Consider the following 19,954-nt stretch of genomic DNA (forward strand, 5'->3'; position numbering starts at 1 on the left):
TTCAAGTCCATCGTATTCTTACTTTCTTTGTTGTTCGATTATTTTTAATGCTATTTTCGCTGCAGTAAGCGGATCATTTTGCTGTTCGGCCATTTTTTGTTCTTTCTTTAATTTATTTATATAAGAAACATCCTCATATTCTTCACGAATAATTCGGATATAATCCTTAATTTCATCACTACTCACTTCATATACCGGTGATGTCATTGTTATTTCTGCTACTAAGTGTTTTAATGATTCATCCTCTAGTTTCTCAATAAATAAGCTAATATCAGGTGGGTGCCCTTCTTCATAATATGCATATAAATGGGTCACAATAATCTTATGTTGATCAATATTGAAAGCTACACCTAATTCTTCTTTTACTTTATCAGTTATCGTCCGATCTTGTAGCATATATACAATGAGCTGTCTTTCTGCATTATGATATGCCGGCAATAATCGTTTTTGTTGATAAAAATGAGTGGCTTTCTTAGTATAACTATCTTTCTTTCGGTTATCCTGTTGATCTTGATTCGTTTTTAAAAATGTTTTAATTTCCTGATTTAATGATTCTAATGTAATGTTAAATTCACTTGCTAACACTTTTAAATAATATTCGCGTTCAATTGAACTGTTCATTTTAGCAATTTCTTTAAGGACGGTTTGAATATAACGTAATTGATCACTTTTAGACTGGAGTTTAAAATCTTTTTTTAAATAACGCATATAAAAGGACATAAACGTTTCACTTGGTTGGAGGACTTTATTAATAAAGTTATCTCCACCATAGGTTTGAATATACGTATCTGGATCAAAGCCATCTTTTAAAACAGCAATTTTCACATGGCAATCAACTTGCTCTAGTAGATGTGCTGCTCGATATGTTGCTTCAATACCCGCTTCATCAGAGTCATAACAAATGATTACAGTCTCAACATAACGCCTTAACAAACGTGCTTGGGATTCCGTTAATGAAGTCCCCATTGTTGCGATTACATTTTTAATCCCTGCTTGATAGGCTGAGATGACATCCATATAGCCTTCAAACAAAATTGCCTCATTCTCTTTACGGATATGTTTCTTTGCTAAATCAAAATTATAAAGTAGCTTGCTTTTTTGGAACAACTGGCTTTCCGAACTATTCAAATACTTCGGTGCTTGCTTGTCAATAGATCTTGCACCAAACCCCACTATGACACCTAAATGATTGCGAATAGGAAAAATGACTCGTCCATAAAAACGATCAATTGTTTCCCCATTTGATTTGTTAATTAGAATACCAGCCTTTTGTAGTTGTTGTAGATGGAAACCTTTTTTTTCGAGAAAAGAAGCTGTAAAAGTTTTCTGATTCGGTGCATAGCCGAGCTTAAATAGATCAATTGTCTCATTTGTTAAGCCACGCTTAGCAAAGTATTCCTTTCCTTCTTGACCATCTTTAGCAAACCTTAGCAAATAGTGATAGAGTTTTTCTAGCCATTTATACGCTGATAAGATTTGTTCATCACTTGAAGTAGCTTGTGTCTTAGTTGTTTGCACAATGGATTGTGGTAATTCAATACCACGACGATCTGCTAAATATTTTATGGTTTCAATAAAGGTAAGTCCTTCTAATTCCATTAGAAAGGTAATGACATTTCCGCCTTTTCCACAACCAAAACAATGAAAGATCTGTTTATCTTGTGTTACGGAGAAAGATGGCGTCTTTTCATCATGAAAAGGACATAATCCGAAATAGTTTCGGCCTTGCTTATTAAGCTGAACATAATCACTTATGACATCAACGATATCATTTGCATTTCTAATGTCTTCGATGACGTCTTCAGGAACAAAGTTTGACAAATCAACCACCATTCTTTGATTATATTCGCATCATATTCTATGATTCTGCAAAATTCGACATTTTTCTTACTAGACTCGAAAAAAATTCCTTCTAAAAAAATCATGTCTATCATAGAAGGTCTTATTTTGCATTTCATATTCAGCGTATCTCATCCGCATAAAAGATACTATATTATACTTATTCGACATCTTAAAGCAGAATCCTTCTTTCTGGGCAATGTTTTATTTTTCGGAATATAGCACAAAAGATTTTCTACTATATTGTCGTTAAATCTGTTTTCATGGAAATACATTGTAGTACATTTCACATGAAAATGCTAACAATATGATTCTATTGGACTAGAATCATCAGATTTGTTTATTTATCCCAATTACTTTGCATGTAATGCATCACGATGTTTGCTGTTTCTTCTACAGCCTTGTTCGAGACATCAATAACTCGACAACCAATTTTTCCGACTACTTTATCAAAATATTCAAGTTCATTATGGATTCTTTTCATGTTTGCATACGTTGCTTGCCCACCTAATCCAAGTGCTTTAAGCCTTTCTTTTCTGATGTCATTCAATTTACTTGGACTAATTCTGAGACCTATACATTTTCTAGGATCAACATGGTATAATTCCTCGGGTGGATCGACCTCAGGCACGATTGGTATGTTAGCTACTTTATATCTATTGAGTGCTAAATATTGCGAAAGAGGGGTTTTCGATGTTCGCGACACACCTATTAAAATGATGTCAGCATGTGAAATACCTCTTGGATCTCTCCCGTCATCATATTTCACAGCAAATTCAATGGCTTCGACACGTTTAAAATAGTCTTTATCTAATTTGTGTATAAGACCAGGTTCAAGCTTTGGCTTTTCCTGAAACGCATACTCCATTGCATTAAGCATCGGACCCATTATATCAATAACAGCAATATTTAATTGCTGTGCTTGTTCATTAATATATTTTCTTAACTTTGGATCAACAATGGTAAACCCAATAATTCCTGCTTCTTGTTTAGCCAATTGCATGGCTTCATCAACCGTTTTTGGATCATTTACATAGGGAATGCGTTGTATCTTATATTCCCCATTATTAAACTGACTTAAACCTGCTTTCATTACTAATTCAGCTGTTTCTCCGACAGAATCAGATAAGACATATGCAATCGGTTTTCCTTCCATCAGTTTACTCCTTCCTCTTCTTATAAGTGTTGGTCAGAATCTGTAACTAATTCGACAAAGGCTTTTGTAATCGTCGTTTTTGTTATTCTCCCAACAACTTCAAGTCCAGGTTCTTTATCTCGCACAACTGGAACACCATCGATTTGACGATCAATGAGTAGTTTTGCCACCTCGAATAAAGGGTCTTCTCTTCGACAAACGGCAATGTTGGGCATTCTTGTCATGATAATATGAACTGGAATGGCGCTTAATTTTTGTTGACCGATACTAGCCCGTAACAAGTCCTTACGCGAAAGGATGCCAGTTAGAAGCCCCTCGCCATCAACAACAAATAATGTACCGACATCTTCTAAAAACATGGTTGTAATCGCATCGTAAACCGATACACTTTCATTTACAACGATTGGAATCGATACATACTCATGAACCTTAATTTTTTTTATTTTCTCTGTTAAGAGCTCAGCCCCGGTTTTGCCTGTATAGAAATATCCCACACGAGGACGAGCCTCTAAAAAACCCGCCATCGTTAATATGGCTAAGTCAGGACGTAAAGTTGCTCTTGTTAAATTTAGGAAATCCGCAATATTTTCACCCGTAATCGGACCATTTTCTTTTACAATTTCTACTATTTTCTTTTGTCTTGCTGATAGTTCCACCTAAATCACCACCCTACCGCTCAATATGACATACTATATATAATTATATTATATATGATTTAGGAGATAAAGGATATGTATGTCATACAATTGTTGGAAACATCGATCATTTAGTTATTATAAATGAGTTAAGAATTCGATTTGAAAAATAACGGTCACGTCCTGCGTCTTACACCAACACTAGGACTCCTGTCCGTTGCGGGAAAAAGGCATCGGTGAGACCCTAGAGTACGTTAGCATGAGGAGACTCACCTGCCGCTTCAGAAAATCGAAGTATATTTCCTAAGAAGCGTATATGCACATCGTTCATATTCTTCTTAGATAAAGCGCTATTGCCCCAGCCTCTTTTCAATCATTAAAAATGTTGTTTCCACTCGATTAATTGTAAGTTGGCAAAAGAACGGATAAGGGTTGATATGCTATACAATAAGGCTAACCGATTATGTCGAACGTCATCTTCTTTCGCCATAACCATATTGTCTTCAAAAAATTCATGAATAGGCTGTGATAACTTACTCAATGCATTTAATGCTTGTTCTGCGTTATCAGCTTTTTCGGCTTTTAAATACGTTTCTTTTGTTTCTAAATAGGCCTGATAAAGTGCTTTTTCTGACGTTGTAATAAATACCTCTTCGTCAATTTCAACTCGCTCAGCTTTCTCAGATAAATTCAACACACGGACGAGTGCTTCTTGGTTTGTTTTAAAGGACTCATCATTTCTTTTAGCTGATAGTAACCGTGCTTTATCCTTGGCATATGTTAAAATACCAATTTCTTGATCAATAACAGCTTTAATCACATCTGATTCAATTGATTGCTGTTTAAATAAGTATTCAATCCGATGATTTACAAAAGTTAATACAGCTTCTGCTAATTCTTCTGCTTCCATACCCGGAATATGCTGATTCATATATAACTCAACTGCAATTTGTACTAACTCTTCTACTGATAGATGCCATTTTCCTTTATCCATAATACGTAATATGCCAATCGCTTGTCGTCTTAAACCATAAGGGTCCTGAGAACCAGTTGGTTTTAATCCTACATGAATACAACCAACAATCGTATCTAATTTATCAGCAATACTTACGATGGAACCAATATCTGTATTCGGTAAATCTCCCTGCGCATGAAGTGGCATATAGTGTTCACGTATCGCTTTGGCCACTTCAGGCGTTTCACCTTTTAGCAAAGCATATTTTTCTCCCATGACACCTTGCAATTCTGTAAATTCGTTAACCATATTTGTCATTAAATCGAATTTACTTAATGATGCCGCATGAACCGCCTTATCTGATAGACTTTTGTCTAGGTTAAGTCGCTCTGTTATCTCTTTCGTTATTTGCTTAACGCGTTGTACTTTATCATGAAGCGTTCCTAATTTTTCTTGAAAAATAACAGATTTAAGTTTTTCTTGGTAATCATTAATATCAACATTTTGATCCTCATCATAAAAGAAGCGAGCATCAGCTAAACGGGCGCGAAGTACTTTCTCATTACCTTTGATAACAGTATCTAAGGCATATTGATCACCATTACGAACACCGATAAAATGTGGTAATAATTGACCTTCTGTTGATTTTACCGGAAAATAACGCTGATGTTCTTTCATGGATATAATAAGCACTTCTTCTGGTAGTTGGAGAAATTCTTCCTCGAAATCCCCCATAAAAACCGTCGGATATTCAACAAGGTTTCGCACTTCATTAAGTAAGTTAGTATCTACTGGAATTTGTACATTTTCTTTTTCTTCAATTTCTTTAATCCCTTCTAAAATGAGGGTTTCACGCTTTTTCGCATCAACAATGACAAATTCTTTTTGTAATAATGTTTCGTACTGTTTAGGTTCGGAAATATGGATATCCCTCCCTAAAAAGCGATGTCCTTTTGTTATACAATCTGTCTTTATTTGTGCTATTTCGAACGGTATTACTTCGTCACCATATAAGGCGACTAACCAACGAATTGGACGTGCATAACGAATAGATTCTTGTCCCCAGCGCATCGTTTGATTAAAAGGAATAGATAGGATGATGTCTTTAAAGGAAGGGAGAATATCAATTGTTTGTTGTCCTTCCGTTCGTTTGTTTATAAAGATATAGGTCGTTTCTTTGATATCCTTAGTATATATATCATCTGTTGTTTTACCTTGTCCTCTTGTAAACCCAATGGCAGCTTTTGTCCAGTTTCCAGCAGCATCTTTGGCGATGCTGAGAGCTGGCCCTCGTACTTCTTCTTCTATCGTTTCCTGCTGGTCACTTACATTTCGAATTAAGATAGCTAATCTTCTCGGTGTAGAAAAGGTGACCAACTCTGAAAATGGGATGCGCATATCTTTAAACCATGATGTGGTACGTTCTTTTAATTCTCGCTCAGCTTGATCAATAAAACGAGCTGGCAATTCTTCAACACCGATTTCGAACAAAACATCTGTACTCATTTATTTTCCTCCTTTTTAAGCATTGGAAAGTCAAGCTCTTCTCTTTTTGCAACATAGGACTTGGCAATTTCTCTTGCTAGGTTACGAACACGTCCGATATAACCCGTTCTTTCAGTAACTGAAATAACTCCACGCGCATCTAATAAATTAAATGTGTGTGAACATTTTAAGACGTAATCATATGCCGGAAAAACGAGTCCTTTTTCCATGATTCGTTTAGCTTCTCCTTCATACATATTAAACAGCTTAAATAATAAATCAGTATCTGATAGATCAAACGTATAAGTTGAATGCTCATATTCAGGTTGTAAGAAAATATCGCCAACCGTAACTCCTTCTGTCCACTCTAAGTCAAATACATTTTCTTTGTCTTGAATGTATGAAGCAAGTCGTTCAATTCCATATGTTAATTCAACTGTAACAGGCTGGGCCTCTAAGCCACCAATTTGTTGAAAATAAGTAAATTGAGTAATTTCCATACCATCTAACCATACTTCCCATCCGAGTCCTGCAGCGCCAAGCGTTGGATTCTCCCAATTGTCCTCTACGAAGCGAATATCATGTTCTAAAGGATTTATTCCTATAGCTTTTAAAGAATCGAGATATAAATCTTGAATGTTTGCCGGAGATGGTTTTATCACAACTTGAAATTGATGGTGCTGGTATAACCGATTTGGGTTTTCACCGTACCTTCCATCTGCTGGTCGACGTGATGGTTCGACATAAGCTGCGCGCCAAGGTTCAGGTCCAAGACTGCGGAGTAATGTCATCGGCGACATCGTTCCTGCTCCTTTTTCAACATCATAGGCCTGTACGATAATACAATTTTGTTTTGACCAAAACTTTTGTAAGCTTAATATCATTTCTTGAATATTCATAATAGACCCTCCGTTTTCTAGGCTTATACATAAAAACGTCCCTATGTCTATTGGAGACATAGGGACGGTTAATCCGCGGTTCCACCCTATTTGCTCATAATAACATGAGCCGCTTATCAAAATATGCTCCAGAGTGCCTTCCTTACCAATTTACTATTCAGCTCACACGATCCTGAACTCGCTAGAAGTAATTAGAGGGTAAGTACTCTTCTCCATCCCAGCATGAAATATATGTAAAATCATACATTAGACATAGATGAAATGTCAAGTGTAATAAGGCATTATCCTTGTAAATCCTTTAATTGTTTTAAAAAACGACGTGATTTTAAATAATAGCCACCGTAATGATCATAATAAGCGTCAAGTATGCGACGAAATAACAATTTATTCTCATGCTTCACCGAAATGTTTCCAATTCGATCAAGACTAACATGTTGAAAAAGATGAAATAACTTAACTAATGTATCAGATAAGGACAAGGCATTGTCATCTATATGACGACAACTTTGGCAAAGAAGTCCACCTTCATTAATTGAAAAAGCAAATGGAAATTGTTTACTTAAGCAACGCACACACATATTAAGCACTGGGGAAAAACCACCAACTTCATACATTTTAAGTTCGTACATGATCATCGGAATATCTACTTCTTCTTTCTCAGCAATCCAATGCATCGTTTGATACAATTCATTTAGTAATAAATCTTGGGGTTTTTTTTCTTCAAGAATTTTATAAGTTAATTCTGAAAGATATGCTACATATGCTGTTTTATAAATATCTTCACGAATAGGCCGAAAGGATTCGATTATTTCTCCTTGTTGAATGGTACCAAGTCCTGAACGTAAATAAACCAAGAAAGTTCCATATATGAATGGCTGCGTGATGGCAGCCATTCTACTTTTTGGTTTTTTAGCACCTCTAGCCACCGCAGTGAACTTACCAATATGCTTTCCGAAAATAGTTACGATTTTATGTGTTTCTCTAAAATCTTGGGTTTTCAAAATAATTCCGTCGATTTTCTCAAGCACATTTTTTCCCCTCTCCTCATGCACTATTCTTTATTATCTAGACCAGATGTCATCTCTTGATTACCTTCTTGTAAAATAAATTCTTCTTCCAATTCCTTTAACAATAAATAGGTTTCAATATTTCCTGTTTTACTAAATAATTTCCAAGTTAAGTCAATCATAAAATCCACCTTCCTTATACTTGAAAAAATTATTAAACAGACATAGGCCATGACACTTCTTAGATTATCCCTGATAGAAAAAACAATGATGATTAAAAATTACCAGTACTAATATTCTTCTTCATTAAAACCAAATTGTTCTAAATGATACAATTTATTTCGCCAATCTTCTTGTACTTTTACCCATAATTCTAAAAACACTCTCGTACCTAATAATGCTTCAATATCACGCCGCGCTCTTACACCAATTTCTTTCAACATCTTACCTTGTTTACCGATGATAATCCCTTTTTGTGACTTTCTTTCCGTAATAATAGTTGCCTGAATATAGACTGTATTTGAGGATCGCTTTTCAATTGCATCAATCACAACTGCGATTGAATGCGGTATTTCTTCACGTGTTAATTGTAGTGCTTTTTCACGAATAAATTCACTAATAATAAAGCGTTCCGGATGATCTGTTACTTGCTCATCTGGATAATACTTTGGTCCCTCTGGTAATTGGTTGGCAATCATATCTAAAAGTTCTGGTATATTATTTCCTTCTCGAGCTGAGATAGGAACAATTTCTCTAAAGTTGCATTTTTCTTTATATAATTCAATCAATGGAAAAACATCGGCTTGATTGATCAAATCGACTTTATTAATGATTAAAAAGATCGGTTTCTTCATGGATTGCAGACGATCCATAATATATTGATCCCCTTTACCATAACCTTCTTCAGCATTAATCATAAATAGTATTACATCGACTTCATTTAATGTGTTTTCTGCTAATTTAACCATAAAATCGCCTAAGCGGTGTTTCGGTTTGTGGATACCTGGTGTGTCAATAAAAATAAACTGTGCATCATCTCGCGTTAAAACACCTTGAATTTTATTTCTTGTCGTTTGGGGTTTATCACTCATGATTGCTATTTTTTGACCAATAACATAATTTAAAAATGTTGATTTCCCTACATTTGGTCTTCCAATGATTGATATAAATCCTGATTTGTAATGATTGGTTTGCATATAATCCTCCACTTTTTATCGGATAAATTAAGTTGATTTGTTAATATCATACTATAAAATACTTATCTTTTCATGCTTTCGACAAAGGTTATAAAAAGGTATGAAAATTAGACAAAAAACAAAAAGAGACCTGATTATAAGGGTCTCTTATCGCCATACTTCACGGAAATATGGTATAAAAACAATTAATCCAACTGCAACTGAGATAATAGCAGCAATTAATACCGCACCTGCTGCAAGGTCTTTAATTATTTTAGCGGCTGGATGAATATCTGGTTTAACATAATCAATGATGCGCTCAATCGCACTATTAACTGTTTCAGTCACAAGCACAAGACCTATCACCAGAATGACACCTAACCAATCGGAACGACTGATTTGGAGTATGATGCCTGTGATGATAACTAAACAAGCAACGAGAAGATGTATCCGAAAATTCCGTTCTGCCTTTATCACATAATAGATACCTGCCCATGCATACCTAATACCAATATATGGTTTCTTATCTTTCAAGCCCAAACGCTCCTAAAATGTCATCTTGGCGTGTAAACATCTTTTTTTCATCTATTTCATTCATATGATCATATCCAAGCAAATGAAGTAATCCATGAACAGCTAGAAATCCAAGTTCCCTTTCAAATGAATGACCATAATCTTGAGCTTGTTCAATCGTTTTTTCAACGGATATAATAATATCACCTAGTGCTTGTGGAAGAGATGATTCAAATTGAATTTCTAATTCATCTTCTACTTCTTCTTCTAATGCAAATGAGATAACGTCTGTCACTTCATCCCGTCCCCGATATGTTCGATTAATGACTTGAATGTCATCATTCGTTACGAAACTAACTGAAACTTCTGCTTCTGTATTAACTTGTTCTTTTTCTGCTGCAAATTGTAACAAATCATGTATTAATTGAATATGCGTTTCCTTTAATGACTTTGTTTTATCAGTGCAATCGATTTGCATGATTATGCTTCCTCCTTAACTGGATATTGGATACGTGAATGGAATATTCCTTTTAACGTATCACAGATGGCTTGTTGTGCAATTTTCAGTTCTTTAAATGTAATTGAACATTCGTCAAACTGACCATCTGTTAGGCGTTCATTAATAATAGAAGCAACAATTTCTTCAATTTTTTCTTCTGTCGGTTCTTTTAATGAACGCACTGCCGCTTCAACAGAGTCACATATTGATACAATTGCTGTTTCCTTTGTTTGCGGTTTCGGACCCGGGTAGCGAAATTCCGATTCTAATACTGTTTCATCATTCTTCTTTTCTTTAAAATAAAAATACTTTAATAAGGTTGTTCCATGATGTTGCTCAGCTATATCGATGATTTCCTGTGGCATTTTATATTCTTTCAACATGTCAACACCATCATATGGATGCGCAATGATAATGTTAGCACTTTCTCTTGGTTCAATAAAATCATGTGGATTTTGGATTGCTAATTGGTTTTCGATGAAATAGTGCGGTCTGACTGTTTTACCTATATCATGATAATAAGCACCAACTCGAGCAAGTAATCCATTGACACCAATTGCTTCACAAGCTGTCTCACTTAAATTCGCTACCATAATGGAATGATGATATGTGCCAGGTGCTTCTGTTAATAATTTTTTTAATAACGGGTGATTTGGACTCGATAGTTGTAGTAGCTTAATATCCGATAAAATTCCCAGCCCCGTTTCGAAAAATGGAAGAAGTCCAATTGTAAAAACAGCTGATAGAAAGGCAGAAGCTATTCCATACCCTGATTGTAAAAATAAATCAGGCAAGGTATATTTCTCAAAAGACAAGAATATAAATAATATAACAGTTGTAATATTAACAAGGGACATGCCTATGCCCGATTTAATAATCGTTAAACGGTCTTTAACATTCATTAAAAAGATAACAGCTGCCATTTGTGAAAAGAAAAAGTATATACCAGCTTCAATGTTTAAAGAACCTGGAATTTCACCATTAAAAATGACAGAACCTAATATCGCTATGAGTGAAGCTAAAACGATGGCAAGCCTTTCATTAATTAACAATTTAATAAGTAAAACACCTGTTGCAACGGGGACTATGTAAAACAATTGATTCGTTGCCGTTGTAAATGTGCTCATAACTTTCATTAAGGCAGCTATTAATAGCGTGATCAATAACACAGCTACAATAACACCTTTATCCAACTGATTTTTCTGATCTAGTCGATACATTTCATAACCAATAATCGATATGATGAGGATGATTAGAAGGCTTAAACCGATAATTGGATAAAAATTACGTTCCTCACTTAATAAACCTACAAGCTTTAATTCCGCATAGATTTCATTTGTAATTGTTTGACCTTCGCGAACGATAATTTCACCTGCACGAATGATGACAGGGTCTACATTACTAGCCGCTGCTTTTTGTGCTTCCATCGTTTTATCATAGTCAAAAAATGAGTTTTCAACGATGGCAAATTCGGCAATTCTCGTGAGATTTTTTTTGAATTCTTCATCGATGTCTGTATATTTAATACTTGAACGTACTTCTGATGTCGCACGTTCCTTATTTTCCATTCGAACACCGCTCGTTAAAACTTCTTTAACAGGTTCAGTAACAATCTCTTTGCCACGTTTTCTTTCCTTTTCATCTAACTCAATGATATAAGCGAATACACTGTCATTGATTTGTTCTTTAATCTCTGGTGACAGGATTTGCTTTAATTGTTGTAATTTTTCTTGATGACTTAATGGGATGTTTGATCCATCCTCATCTTTTTGCCATTCTTTCTTTTCCAATGTTGTAATGGCCTCAAAAATCTCAGCAATGTAATGGAGACGCTGTTCAGTAATTTCTTCTGATATGCTATAACGATCCTCTACTGACTGCACAGCTTCACGTGTTTTTCGTTCAGTCTCGTTTTCATTTTCAATTGTAATGGGTGAGCGTATGGTTTCTTTTGCTGTATTAAACCGTTTAATATCATATGTTTTTGTAAAAACATTATTCAGCGTTAAAAACAGGAGAAAGACACCTAATATTAACAGTGGAAGTACGATTGAGATCCATTTAATGTTAAGTATCGAGCGAAAAAAGTTCGTTCGTTTAGAGTTCAATAAAATCACCTCATTTCCTCAAGTCTAGCAATCCTAGTCTACATGTTTATCGTAAGCTTCGATAATTTTTTGAACAAGTGGATGTCTGACAACATCGGTTTCTGTTAAATAAATAAACGTAATAGCATTGACATCTTTTAATACGTGACTAGCGATTTTCAAACCGGATTGGACGCCTTTCGGCAAATCAATCTGTGATATATCACCTGTAATGACCATTTTCGATCCAAACCCTAATCGCGTTAGAAACATTTTCATTTGTTCGGGAGTTGTATTTTGTGCTTCGTCTAAGATTGCGAATGCATCATCTAATGTCCGACCGCGCATATATGCTAAAGGGGCAATTTCGATAATCTCACGTTCAATTAATCGCATCGTCTGTTCGACCCCAAGTACATCGTGAAGCGCATCATAAAGCGGACGTAAATATGGATCGACCTTTTCTTTTAGGTCACCTGGCAAAAACCCTAGGCTTTCCCCAGCTTCCACAGCTGGTCTTGTTAAAATAATTCGTTTTACAAGGCCTTGCTTTAAAGCCGTAACTGCCATGACGACAGCTAAGTATGTCTTGCCTGTTCCAGCCGGACCAATCCCAAATACAAGATCTTTTTCGCGAATGGCATGAACATAGTCACGTTGACCTAATGTTTTAACCCGAATGGCTTTACCCTTTGTATTTCTGGCAATCTCATCTTCGAATAATGTTTCAAATTGACTTAAATTACCCTTTCTAGCTAATTCAATCGCATAAACAACATCACGTTCTGTAATAGACATTCCTTTACGAATAATCGATAATAGAGCTGTGATAACCTTTTCAGCGAGCCGAATATTTTTTTCTTCCCCAGAAAGACGTAATTGCTCACCTCTAGATACAACTTTTACGTAAAGTTGTTCCTCAAGACGCTTAAGATAGCGATCGTGATTACCGAATAATCCAAGTGCTTCATTCGGGTCTCTTAACATGAGTTCCAAAGTTTGATGGTTTTCTGTCATAATCAATCTCCTAGATACTGTAATCAATTCAATCTTTTTCTGATTTTTTGATAATTGGTTGTGGCTTTGCAATATTTTCTTCTACTGTAACGTATAAGGTTAATATAACTTTATCATGCTCGATAGCTTCATGCAAAACTTTATTCGATAGGATCTTTGCTTTTGGTCCTAAAAGGAGACGTAGTTCCTGATATGCTTGTTCTATTCCGATATCAAGAGCTGTTTTCTTCGTGCGTTTCCAAGATAGTAACTCTTTTTCACTATGAACATTTTCAACAAGAGTAAATGGAAGTCGCCAATTCAAAAAATATAAAGGATGTTCAACTGTTTCCTTCTTTTCTAAAGCATAGTCCACCTGGGAAAAATTCCATATTGGAATATCAACATGAAAGATATTTAAATAAAATTTTCTCGTTTGTTTTCCTGTTAGTTGTTCATCATTTCCTTTAAGAGGAATGGTTACATCAACCTCATACCAAGTTTTAGCAATCACTTCACCTGTCGCAGCAACAAGCCTGTCCTTTTTTTTCTCATTTTCATCTATGTCAGCATCATCTAATAGATTACCTGATACTAATAAGTCGCCTTTTTTCACATAATCATATGTAGCGACATGTGAGACACCTTTAGATACAAATATTTTTTGAATGACACCGTCTTTTGCAGCAATTAAATGTTGGGGTGAGATTTGTTTCTCCTTCTCAACTATTATTTTTTCGACACCTTCTAATTGAAAACTTGTCCCCTTCTTTTCAATCCCAACCCATAATAGCTCAGGTAAATCATGAAGTAATTGTTGCTGGATTTTACTTGGAGAATCGACACGAAACATCAATGCACCAGGGTATACCCCGTACCCTTTAAGTGTTTTCATTATTTTTTGTTCTAATTCTTTAGGAAAACCAGATATTTCAACACGCCAAACGATATTTGAAAGCAGAAATAGAGAAATGATCGCTATAAATAAGCCGATTAATAAATGATTTTGTTTTAATATGTTTTTAAATATATAAGGCAACCCTTTTTCTTCAACGATTTTTAATGAGTATTCTGTTTGTTGGGCCATTTCCTTAATCGTGCGGATATCTTTTTTTCTTAACGAACCAATGCACGTATGTTGCCCTGTTTTTTCTATATTCCATATAGCAAGCTGCTGGTCGACACATGCTTGAAAAAACCTTTCTGGCATCATCCCTTTTACTTGAACCGTCACATAACCGATTAAGTATGATATTTGTAATTGCTTCATCTCTGCCTCCTTATTAACGTTTATTCTTTAGAAAGAAATGATACATGTTCAATTTTACCTTCTAGTAATAATTCTTCTGGTAACATCATCTTTATTTTAAAAGAGGAACCACTTATTTGAATGAACCCATTCGGGATATTTAATCGTAGCAAATCATTCTTGAAAATGGCTATACCTTGATGGTTTTCAATATATACGTGTAAGTCGCCAAGCATTGTGATCCGCGGTAATTCCATGACGGCATCTGAGGGTAGAGAAAAATAATTGACCAATAATTGACGTAAGTGTTGATGGATTTTTTTCAAATGGCAGCCTCCTCTCATCATTTATATGTATGAATATGCTAATGTAATAAGAACAAAAAAAGGAACCATTCACATAAAATGTAAATGGTCCTTAATGACCTAGCCTTGTCGACTCATTGGGACAGAACGATATGGTTTTAAAGCTCGTGGTGGCCCCAAGATTTCTGCCATAATAATGCCTTCAATGAGGCCATCTTTTGTAAGCTGGCCTTTCATTTGTTTCTGAAATTGTTCATAGCGTAAGTTGTTCTGTTCACCTTTAGGACGCAATTGTTGAGCGATGCTATCTGTAATTTCACCAGCAATCTCACCAACTGTTTCTACTGATTCTGGTGTATTAATGTTCATTCGTTCTTGATAACGTTCTAATTGGTCCTGTAATTCATAGTTAATATTTGACATGATTTCTTCAGGTGTTTCTATCTCTTCTACTTCTTCCACCTCACCGACAAAAACAGGACTCGTTTTCGGTTGGACTGGTTCTATTTGCGGATTTTTTCGCTGAACCGTTTGAGGTGGGGTGTTTTTTTTGTCTTCCCCACCAGCATTTGTTTCACCGCTAAAGAACTTAAAAATTGCACCAACAATAAGGACAAATATGACGATATTATTCATGATTAAGTCAATTAATCCTTCCATACTGTCCCTCCTTTAAGACAAGAAGCTTATTTCTTAGGCTTTTTGTCATCTGTTTCATCCTTTTCCTTGGATAGTTTACTTATGGCATCACGCATACCTGTATCGGCGTTTATATTTTTATAGTTCATATAGTCCATAACACCCATTTTGCCTGAGCGTAGAGCTTCTGCAAGGGCTTTTGGTACTTCTGCTTCGGCTTCAACAACATGTGCACGCATTTCTTGAACACGAGCAACCATCTCTTGTTCGCGTGCAACAGCCATCGCGCGACGTTCTTCCGCTTTCGCTTGTGCGATATTTTTATCTGCTTCAGCTTGGTCAGTTTGTAAAATCGCACCAATGTTTTTACCAATATCAACATCTGCTATATCAATGGACAAAATTTCAAAAGCCGTTCCAGCATCAAGGCCCTTTGCCAACACAGTATGTGAAATGGAATCTGGGTTTTCCAGTACCTGTTTATGAGAATCTGAACTACCGATTGTACTAACAACCCCTTCACCAACACGGGCAATAACTGTATCTTCACCAGCTCCCCCGACGAGGCGGTCAATATTCGCACGCACCGTAATACGTGCAAGGGCTTTTACTTCAATTCCGTCCATCGCTATACCAGCAATAAACGGTGTTTCAATTACTTTAGGGTTAACACTCATTTGAACAGCTTCTAGAACATTACGACCCGCAAGGTCAATAGCTGCCGCTCTTTCGAAAGTAAGCTCAATATTAGCTCGGTGAGCCGCAATTAATGCATTCACAACACGATCAACATGACCTCCAGCAAGATAATGACTTTCCAATTGGTTCGTCGTTACTTTTAACCCGGCTTTATGTGCTTTAATGAGTGGATTAATCACACGACTCGGTATAACACGTCGTAAACGCATACCTACTAAAGTAAAGATTCCAACTTTTACTCCAGCTGCTAGAGCACTAATCCATAGCGTTACTGGAATAAATGTAAATAAAATAGCTAGTGCAATTAACGCGACTGCAATCAATATAAATGGTGTTAATTCTAGAACTCCTAACTCCATTAAACATTCCTCCTAATAAGTAATATAATCTATATCTAAGTTGGCAAAGAAAATTATGCCGACTTTGATAACTTAAATTTTTCTAACGACAATCCGCGCTCCTTCAACTTTGACAATCTTAACACGTTCACCCTGTTGAATAAAAGTTCCTTCTGAAATAACATCAAGTGTTTCATCTTGAAATTCGGCTCTTCCAGATGGTCTGAGTCCGGTAATCGTCTGACCTTCCAAGCCAATTAATTCGAGACGATTAGCATGTGCCACATACCCTTCTTCAGTCGTTGTGCTATCTTTTAAAATAATATGGCGAAAAAGTCCTTTTTCTAAACCCATTTTTTTAAAAAGAATTACTGAAGCAACGACTGCAACAACGAGAGCGATAAAAATGCTTAAAGCCATATGTGATACACTGGCTCCGGACAAGAACAGCGAGCCGACAATTGCTCCGCCACCTAGCAAACCTAGAATCCCCCCTGGAACAAAAAATTCAGCTATGATTAAAGCAATCCCAACGATAAGCAATAGAATAGCTTCCATCCCAGCTAGACCAGCTACGACATGACCGTAGAAGAACAAAATGAGTGACACTAAGCCCATCGTTCCTGGAACTCCAAATCCTGGGGAATACAACTCGACAATTAATCCGAGGCTGGCAATGGATAGCAAAATCGGCACAACAATTGGATTTGTTAAGAAACGTGCTATTTCTTCAGCAAATGTCGGCTCAGTTTCCACGATCGTCGCTTTATCTAAACCGAGTTCGTATAATAATTCTGTCCGATTTTGTACGATACCTTCAGCATATTTAACTTTGACGGCATTTTTCGCACCTAAGGTCAAGTATTCACCTTTTCTTGCACCGTATTCAGGTAGATCAATACTTTCATCCGCCATAGCTATGGCATAGAGTGGATCCCTACCTTTAGATTCGGCTGCCTCACCCATTTTAGCAATCCACGCTGACTGTGCTTTTTTCTCAGCGGCATTTCCATCACTTGTTATCACTCCACTTGCTCCCATCGTCGCATGTGGCCTCATATAAATATTATCCGTATTCAAAGCTATATATGAACCAGCTGATAATGCATCATTTATGATAAATGAAGTCGTTTCAATTTCTAGATTTTGTAAGATTGTTGCTATATGCCCAGCAGCATCAACACGACCACCTGGTGTATTAATCTCGAAAATGATGTGATTGGCTCCTTCTTTAACCGCTTCATCTGTAGCGCGTTTCATAAATGCCTCAAGCCCACGTTCGACTTCCTTTTCAACAGGAATGACATACACAAGTTTACCGCGACCTTCTTCATTTGCTTCAACAACTAATCCGTCGCTTAAAAACATTCCAAACATGACACAAACAATCATTATGTATGGAACAATTATTCGTTTTACCATACATTCACCTCCCTACGCCTTTATTAGTTATACGTATTCATGTTATATTTGGTTTCATATTTTATTAATAGGGACATTCATTAAAATCATACACAAAATTTCGGGGAAATCATAGTAGTGTTTTCAGAATGTGGTGTGAGATACAGAAAGATTCCTTACAAAATTTGTAAGGAATCCTGTAAATTCATTATGATAATTTTTGTTGAACAAGTTTACTGACCAGAGCGCCATCTGCTTTTCCTTTAGTCTTAGGAATTAGAGCGCCCATGACTCTTCCCATATCTTTTTTAGAAGATGCATTGACTTCCTGAATCGTATGTTCTACTAATTGCTCTAACTCTTCAAACTCAATTTGTTCTGGCATGTATTGTTGTAAAATATCGAGTTCATTTTCGATTTTCTCAACAAGATCTTCACGCTTCGCTGCTTTAAATTCTTGGAGGGAATCTTTTCGTTGTTTAGACTCTCTTGATAAAATTGTGAGTTCTTGATCCTCTGACAATTTGTTCGTTCCAAGTTTAATCATTTCATTTTGTAGTGAAGCTTTTACCATTCTAATGACACTAAGTCGCTCTTTATCTTTTGCTTTCAACGCTTCTTTCATATCTTTATTTAATTGTTCTAACATGGACATGAAATGGCACCTTCTTTATTAGTATCTACGCTTTTTTCGAGCGGCTTCAGATTTCTTTTTGCGACGAACACTTGGTTTTTCATAGTATTCACGCTTACGATATTCTGATAGCGTTCCACTTTTTGAAACATTACGTTTAAAGCGACGAAGAGCATCTTCAAGAGACTCATTTTTACGAACACGGGTTGTGTTTGACATGCTATTTCCCTCCCTCCGAAGCAACAAAAACAAATTCTAAAGGCATTGACAAAAAATTCTCATGCCTTTTGCCATTATAATATATGGTATGTTCAAGGTCAACAGCTTATCAGAGAAAGTATGTGCTATTTAGTAGTTTTTTAACTCCGCGGGGTTACTAAGGATCCTCATGTAAAGCAAGGTAAGCTAAAAGCGCCACGTCCTGTGCATCCTAAGTGCGACTAAGGTTTGGGGGAGTAGTAAAAATCCACCTAAACCTCAGTCTACTATATCATAATTCTTCTTTGACAATAGAAACCCCGGAACTTGCACCAATTCGGTTTGCACCAGCCTCGATCATCGCTTCTGCTACTTTCCGATCACGGATCCCACCTGATGCTTTAACACCCATTTGTTCACCGACTGTTTGGCGCATTAATTTAACATCTTCGACCGTTGCACCACCACCTGAGAAACCTGTAGAAGTTTTAACGAAATCAGCACCAGCTTCTCCGGCAAGTTGACAAGCACGCATTTTTTCATCGTCATTTAACAAAGCAGTTTCAATAATAACTTTGACTAACGCATGTCCTTTTGCTTCCTCTACAACGGCTAAAATATCATTTTTGACCGTTTCATCGTCATTCACTTTTAGTGCTCCGATATTAATAACCATATCTACTTCTTCGGCACCTGATTGAATTGCTTCTTTTGTTTCTGCGACTTTATTAGCAGTTGTTGTTGCACCTAGTGGAAAACCAATCACTGTGCAAACTTTTACATCTGTATCTTTTAATTGTTCATAGCAATATTTTACCCAATACGGATTAACACAGACAGAAGCAAATTGAAAAGTCTTTGCCTCTTCAATGATTTGATCAATTTGATTTTGTGTCGCATCGGGCTTTAATAATGTATGATCAATATATTTTCTTATTTCCATATAAAACATCCTCTTTTCTGATATGGTATATGTATCTTTACATAAATAATAGCATGTCTGCCAAATAAAATCGAATGGTTAAAAATGAAGCATATTATTAAAAAAGACGGGGCAAAAGATGTTTTTGCTTTCTTGATACCTTTCATAAAGACAGATTTTATCAATTATCTTTGAGAGAACTCCGGCAATGTGCCGAGGTTTTGTACGTTTTTATCGTGTCTTTTTTATGTAATATCGCATTGAAGCGTTCAATGGCGTGTAAGTCATTGATGTTAGTTGAAGTTAGCTCACATTGAAGCCAT

20 protein-coding genes and 1 other annotated feature are annotated in these 19,954 nt (G+C 36.0%); all 20 genes read right to left on the minus strand.

What is annotated here, in order from left to right; genetic code table 11:
* Positions 1-18: 18 nt before the first annotated feature.
* A complete protein-coding gene (gene dnaG, locus VIG73_RS15485; protein WP_331643669.1) occupies positions 19-1,830 on the minus strand; it encodes a DNA primase in 1,812 nt (603 codons plus the stop codon).
* Between the two features lie 349 nt (positions 1,831-2,179).
* Entirely contained in the window at positions 2,180-2,995 is an 816-nt protein-coding gene (locus VIG73_RS15490) for a pyruvate, water dikinase regulatory protein (protein ID WP_331643671.1), read from the minus strand.
* Between the two features lie 20 nt (positions 2,996-3,015).
* On the minus strand, positions 3,016-3,651 hold the full coding sequence (locus VIG73_RS15495) for a helix-turn-helix transcriptional regulator (RefSeq protein ID WP_331643673.1): 636 nt from the start codon (positions 3,649-3,651) through the stop codon (positions 3,016-3,018).
* Positions 3,652-4,006: 355 nt separating this feature from the next.
* Positions 4,007-6,091 (minus strand): glycine--tRNA ligase subunit beta, encoded by a 2,085-nt coding sequence (gene glyS, locus VIG73_RS15500; RefSeq protein ID WP_331643675.1) that lies wholly within the window; start codon positions 6,089-6,091, stop codon positions 4,007-4,009.
* A complete protein-coding gene (glyQ, locus tag VIG73_RS15505; protein ID WP_331643677.1) occupies positions 6,088-6,969 on the minus strand; it encodes a glycine--tRNA ligase subunit alpha in 882 nt (293 codons plus the stop codon). Before glyQ ends, glyS begins: the two co-directional genes overlap by 4 nt.
* 57 nt (positions 6,970-7,026) lie before the next feature.
* Positions 7,027-7,197: a binding site (T-box leader), on the minus strand.
* 53 nt (positions 7,198-7,250) lie between these two features.
* Positions 7,251-7,997 (minus strand): DNA repair protein RecO, encoded by a 747-nt coding sequence (gene recO, locus VIG73_RS15510; RefSeq protein ID WP_331643680.1) that lies wholly within the window; start codon positions 7,995-7,997, stop codon positions 7,251-7,253.
* 23 nt (positions 7,998-8,020) lie between these two features.
* A complete protein-coding gene (locus VIG73_RS15515; protein WP_331643683.1) occupies positions 8,021-8,158 on the minus strand; it encodes a YqzL family protein in 138 nt (45 codons plus the stop codon).
* Positions 8,159-8,266: 108 nt separating this feature from the next.
* Positions 8,267-9,172, minus strand: a complete 906-nt coding sequence (gene era / locus VIG73_RS15520; RefSeq protein WP_331643686.1) for a GTPase Era — start codon at positions 9,170-9,172, stop codon at positions 8,267-8,269.
* 147 nt (positions 9,173-9,319) lie between these two features.
* Complete coding sequence (locus VIG73_RS15525; RefSeq protein ID WP_331643688.1) at positions 9,320-9,685, minus strand: diacylglycerol kinase family protein; 366 nt, start codon at positions 9,683-9,685, stop codon at positions 9,320-9,322.
* Positions 9,675-10,142: an rRNA maturation RNase YbeY gene (gene ybeY / locus VIG73_RS15530; RefSeq protein ID WP_331643691.1), complete on the minus strand. Its 468-nt coding sequence runs from the start codon at positions 10,140-10,142 to the stop codon at positions 9,675-9,677. The genes VIG73_RS15525 and ybeY overlap by 11 nt, the downstream gene beginning before the upstream one ends.
* A gap of 2 nt (positions 10,143-10,144) precedes the next feature.
* On the minus strand, positions 10,145-12,271 hold the full coding sequence (locus VIG73_RS15535) for an HDIG domain-containing metalloprotein (protein WP_331643693.1): 2,127 nt from the start codon (positions 12,269-12,271) through the stop codon (positions 10,145-10,147).
* A gap of 33 nt (positions 12,272-12,304) precedes the next feature.
* On the minus strand, positions 12,305-13,267 hold the full coding sequence (locus VIG73_RS15540; RefSeq protein ID WP_331643695.1) for a PhoH family protein: 963 nt from the start codon (positions 13,265-13,267) through the stop codon (positions 12,305-12,307).
* A 28-nt stretch (positions 13,268-13,295) separates the two neighbouring features.
* Positions 13,296-14,516 (minus strand): sporulation protein YqfD, encoded by a 1,221-nt coding sequence (gene yqfD / locus VIG73_RS15545; RefSeq protein WP_331643698.1) that lies wholly within the window; start codon positions 14,514-14,516, stop codon positions 13,296-13,298.
* Between the two features lie 20 nt (positions 14,517-14,536).
* Entirely contained in the window at positions 14,537-14,821 is a 285-nt protein-coding gene (gene yqfC / locus VIG73_RS15550; protein ID WP_331643700.1) for a sporulation protein YqfC, read from the minus strand.
* Positions 14,822-14,920: 99 nt separating this feature from the next.
* The gene (locus VIG73_RS15555; protein ID WP_331643703.1) at positions 14,921-15,460 is read right to left on the minus strand and encodes a hypothetical protein; all 540 of its coding nucleotides are present in this window, start codon (positions 15,458-15,460) and stop codon (positions 14,921-14,923) included.
* 26 nt (positions 15,461-15,486) lie between these two features.
* On the minus strand, positions 15,487-16,497 hold the full coding sequence (gene floA, locus VIG73_RS15560) for a flotillin-like protein FloA (protein WP_331643705.1): 1,011 nt from the start codon (positions 16,495-16,497) through the stop codon (positions 15,487-15,489).
* 72 nt (positions 16,498-16,569) lie between these two features.
* Entirely contained in the window at positions 16,570-17,898 is a 1,329-nt protein-coding gene (locus tag VIG73_RS15565) for a nodulation protein NfeD (RefSeq protein WP_331643707.1), read from the minus strand.
* A gap of 187 nt (positions 17,899-18,085) precedes the next feature.
* Positions 18,086-18,532, minus strand: a complete 447-nt coding sequence (locus VIG73_RS15570; RefSeq protein ID WP_331643709.1) for a GatB/YqeY domain-containing protein — start codon at positions 18,530-18,532, stop codon at positions 18,086-18,088.
* Between the two features lie 18 nt (positions 18,533-18,550).
* A complete protein-coding gene (gene rpsU, locus VIG73_RS15575) occupies positions 18,551-18,730 on the minus strand; it encodes a 30S ribosomal protein S21 (protein WP_331643711.1) in 180 nt (59 codons plus the stop codon).
* Between the two features lie 271 nt (positions 18,731-19,001).
* Entirely contained in the window at positions 19,002-19,652 is a 651-nt protein-coding gene (deoC, locus tag VIG73_RS15580; RefSeq protein ID WP_331643713.1) for a deoxyribose-phosphate aldolase, read from the minus strand.
* Positions 19,653-19,954 lie beyond the last annotated feature (302 nt).

The sequence above is a fragment of the Cerasibacillus sp. genome, from assembly GCF_036516575.1.
Classification (GTDB): Bacteria; Bacillota; Bacilli; order Bacillales; family Amphibacillaceae; genus Cerasibacillus.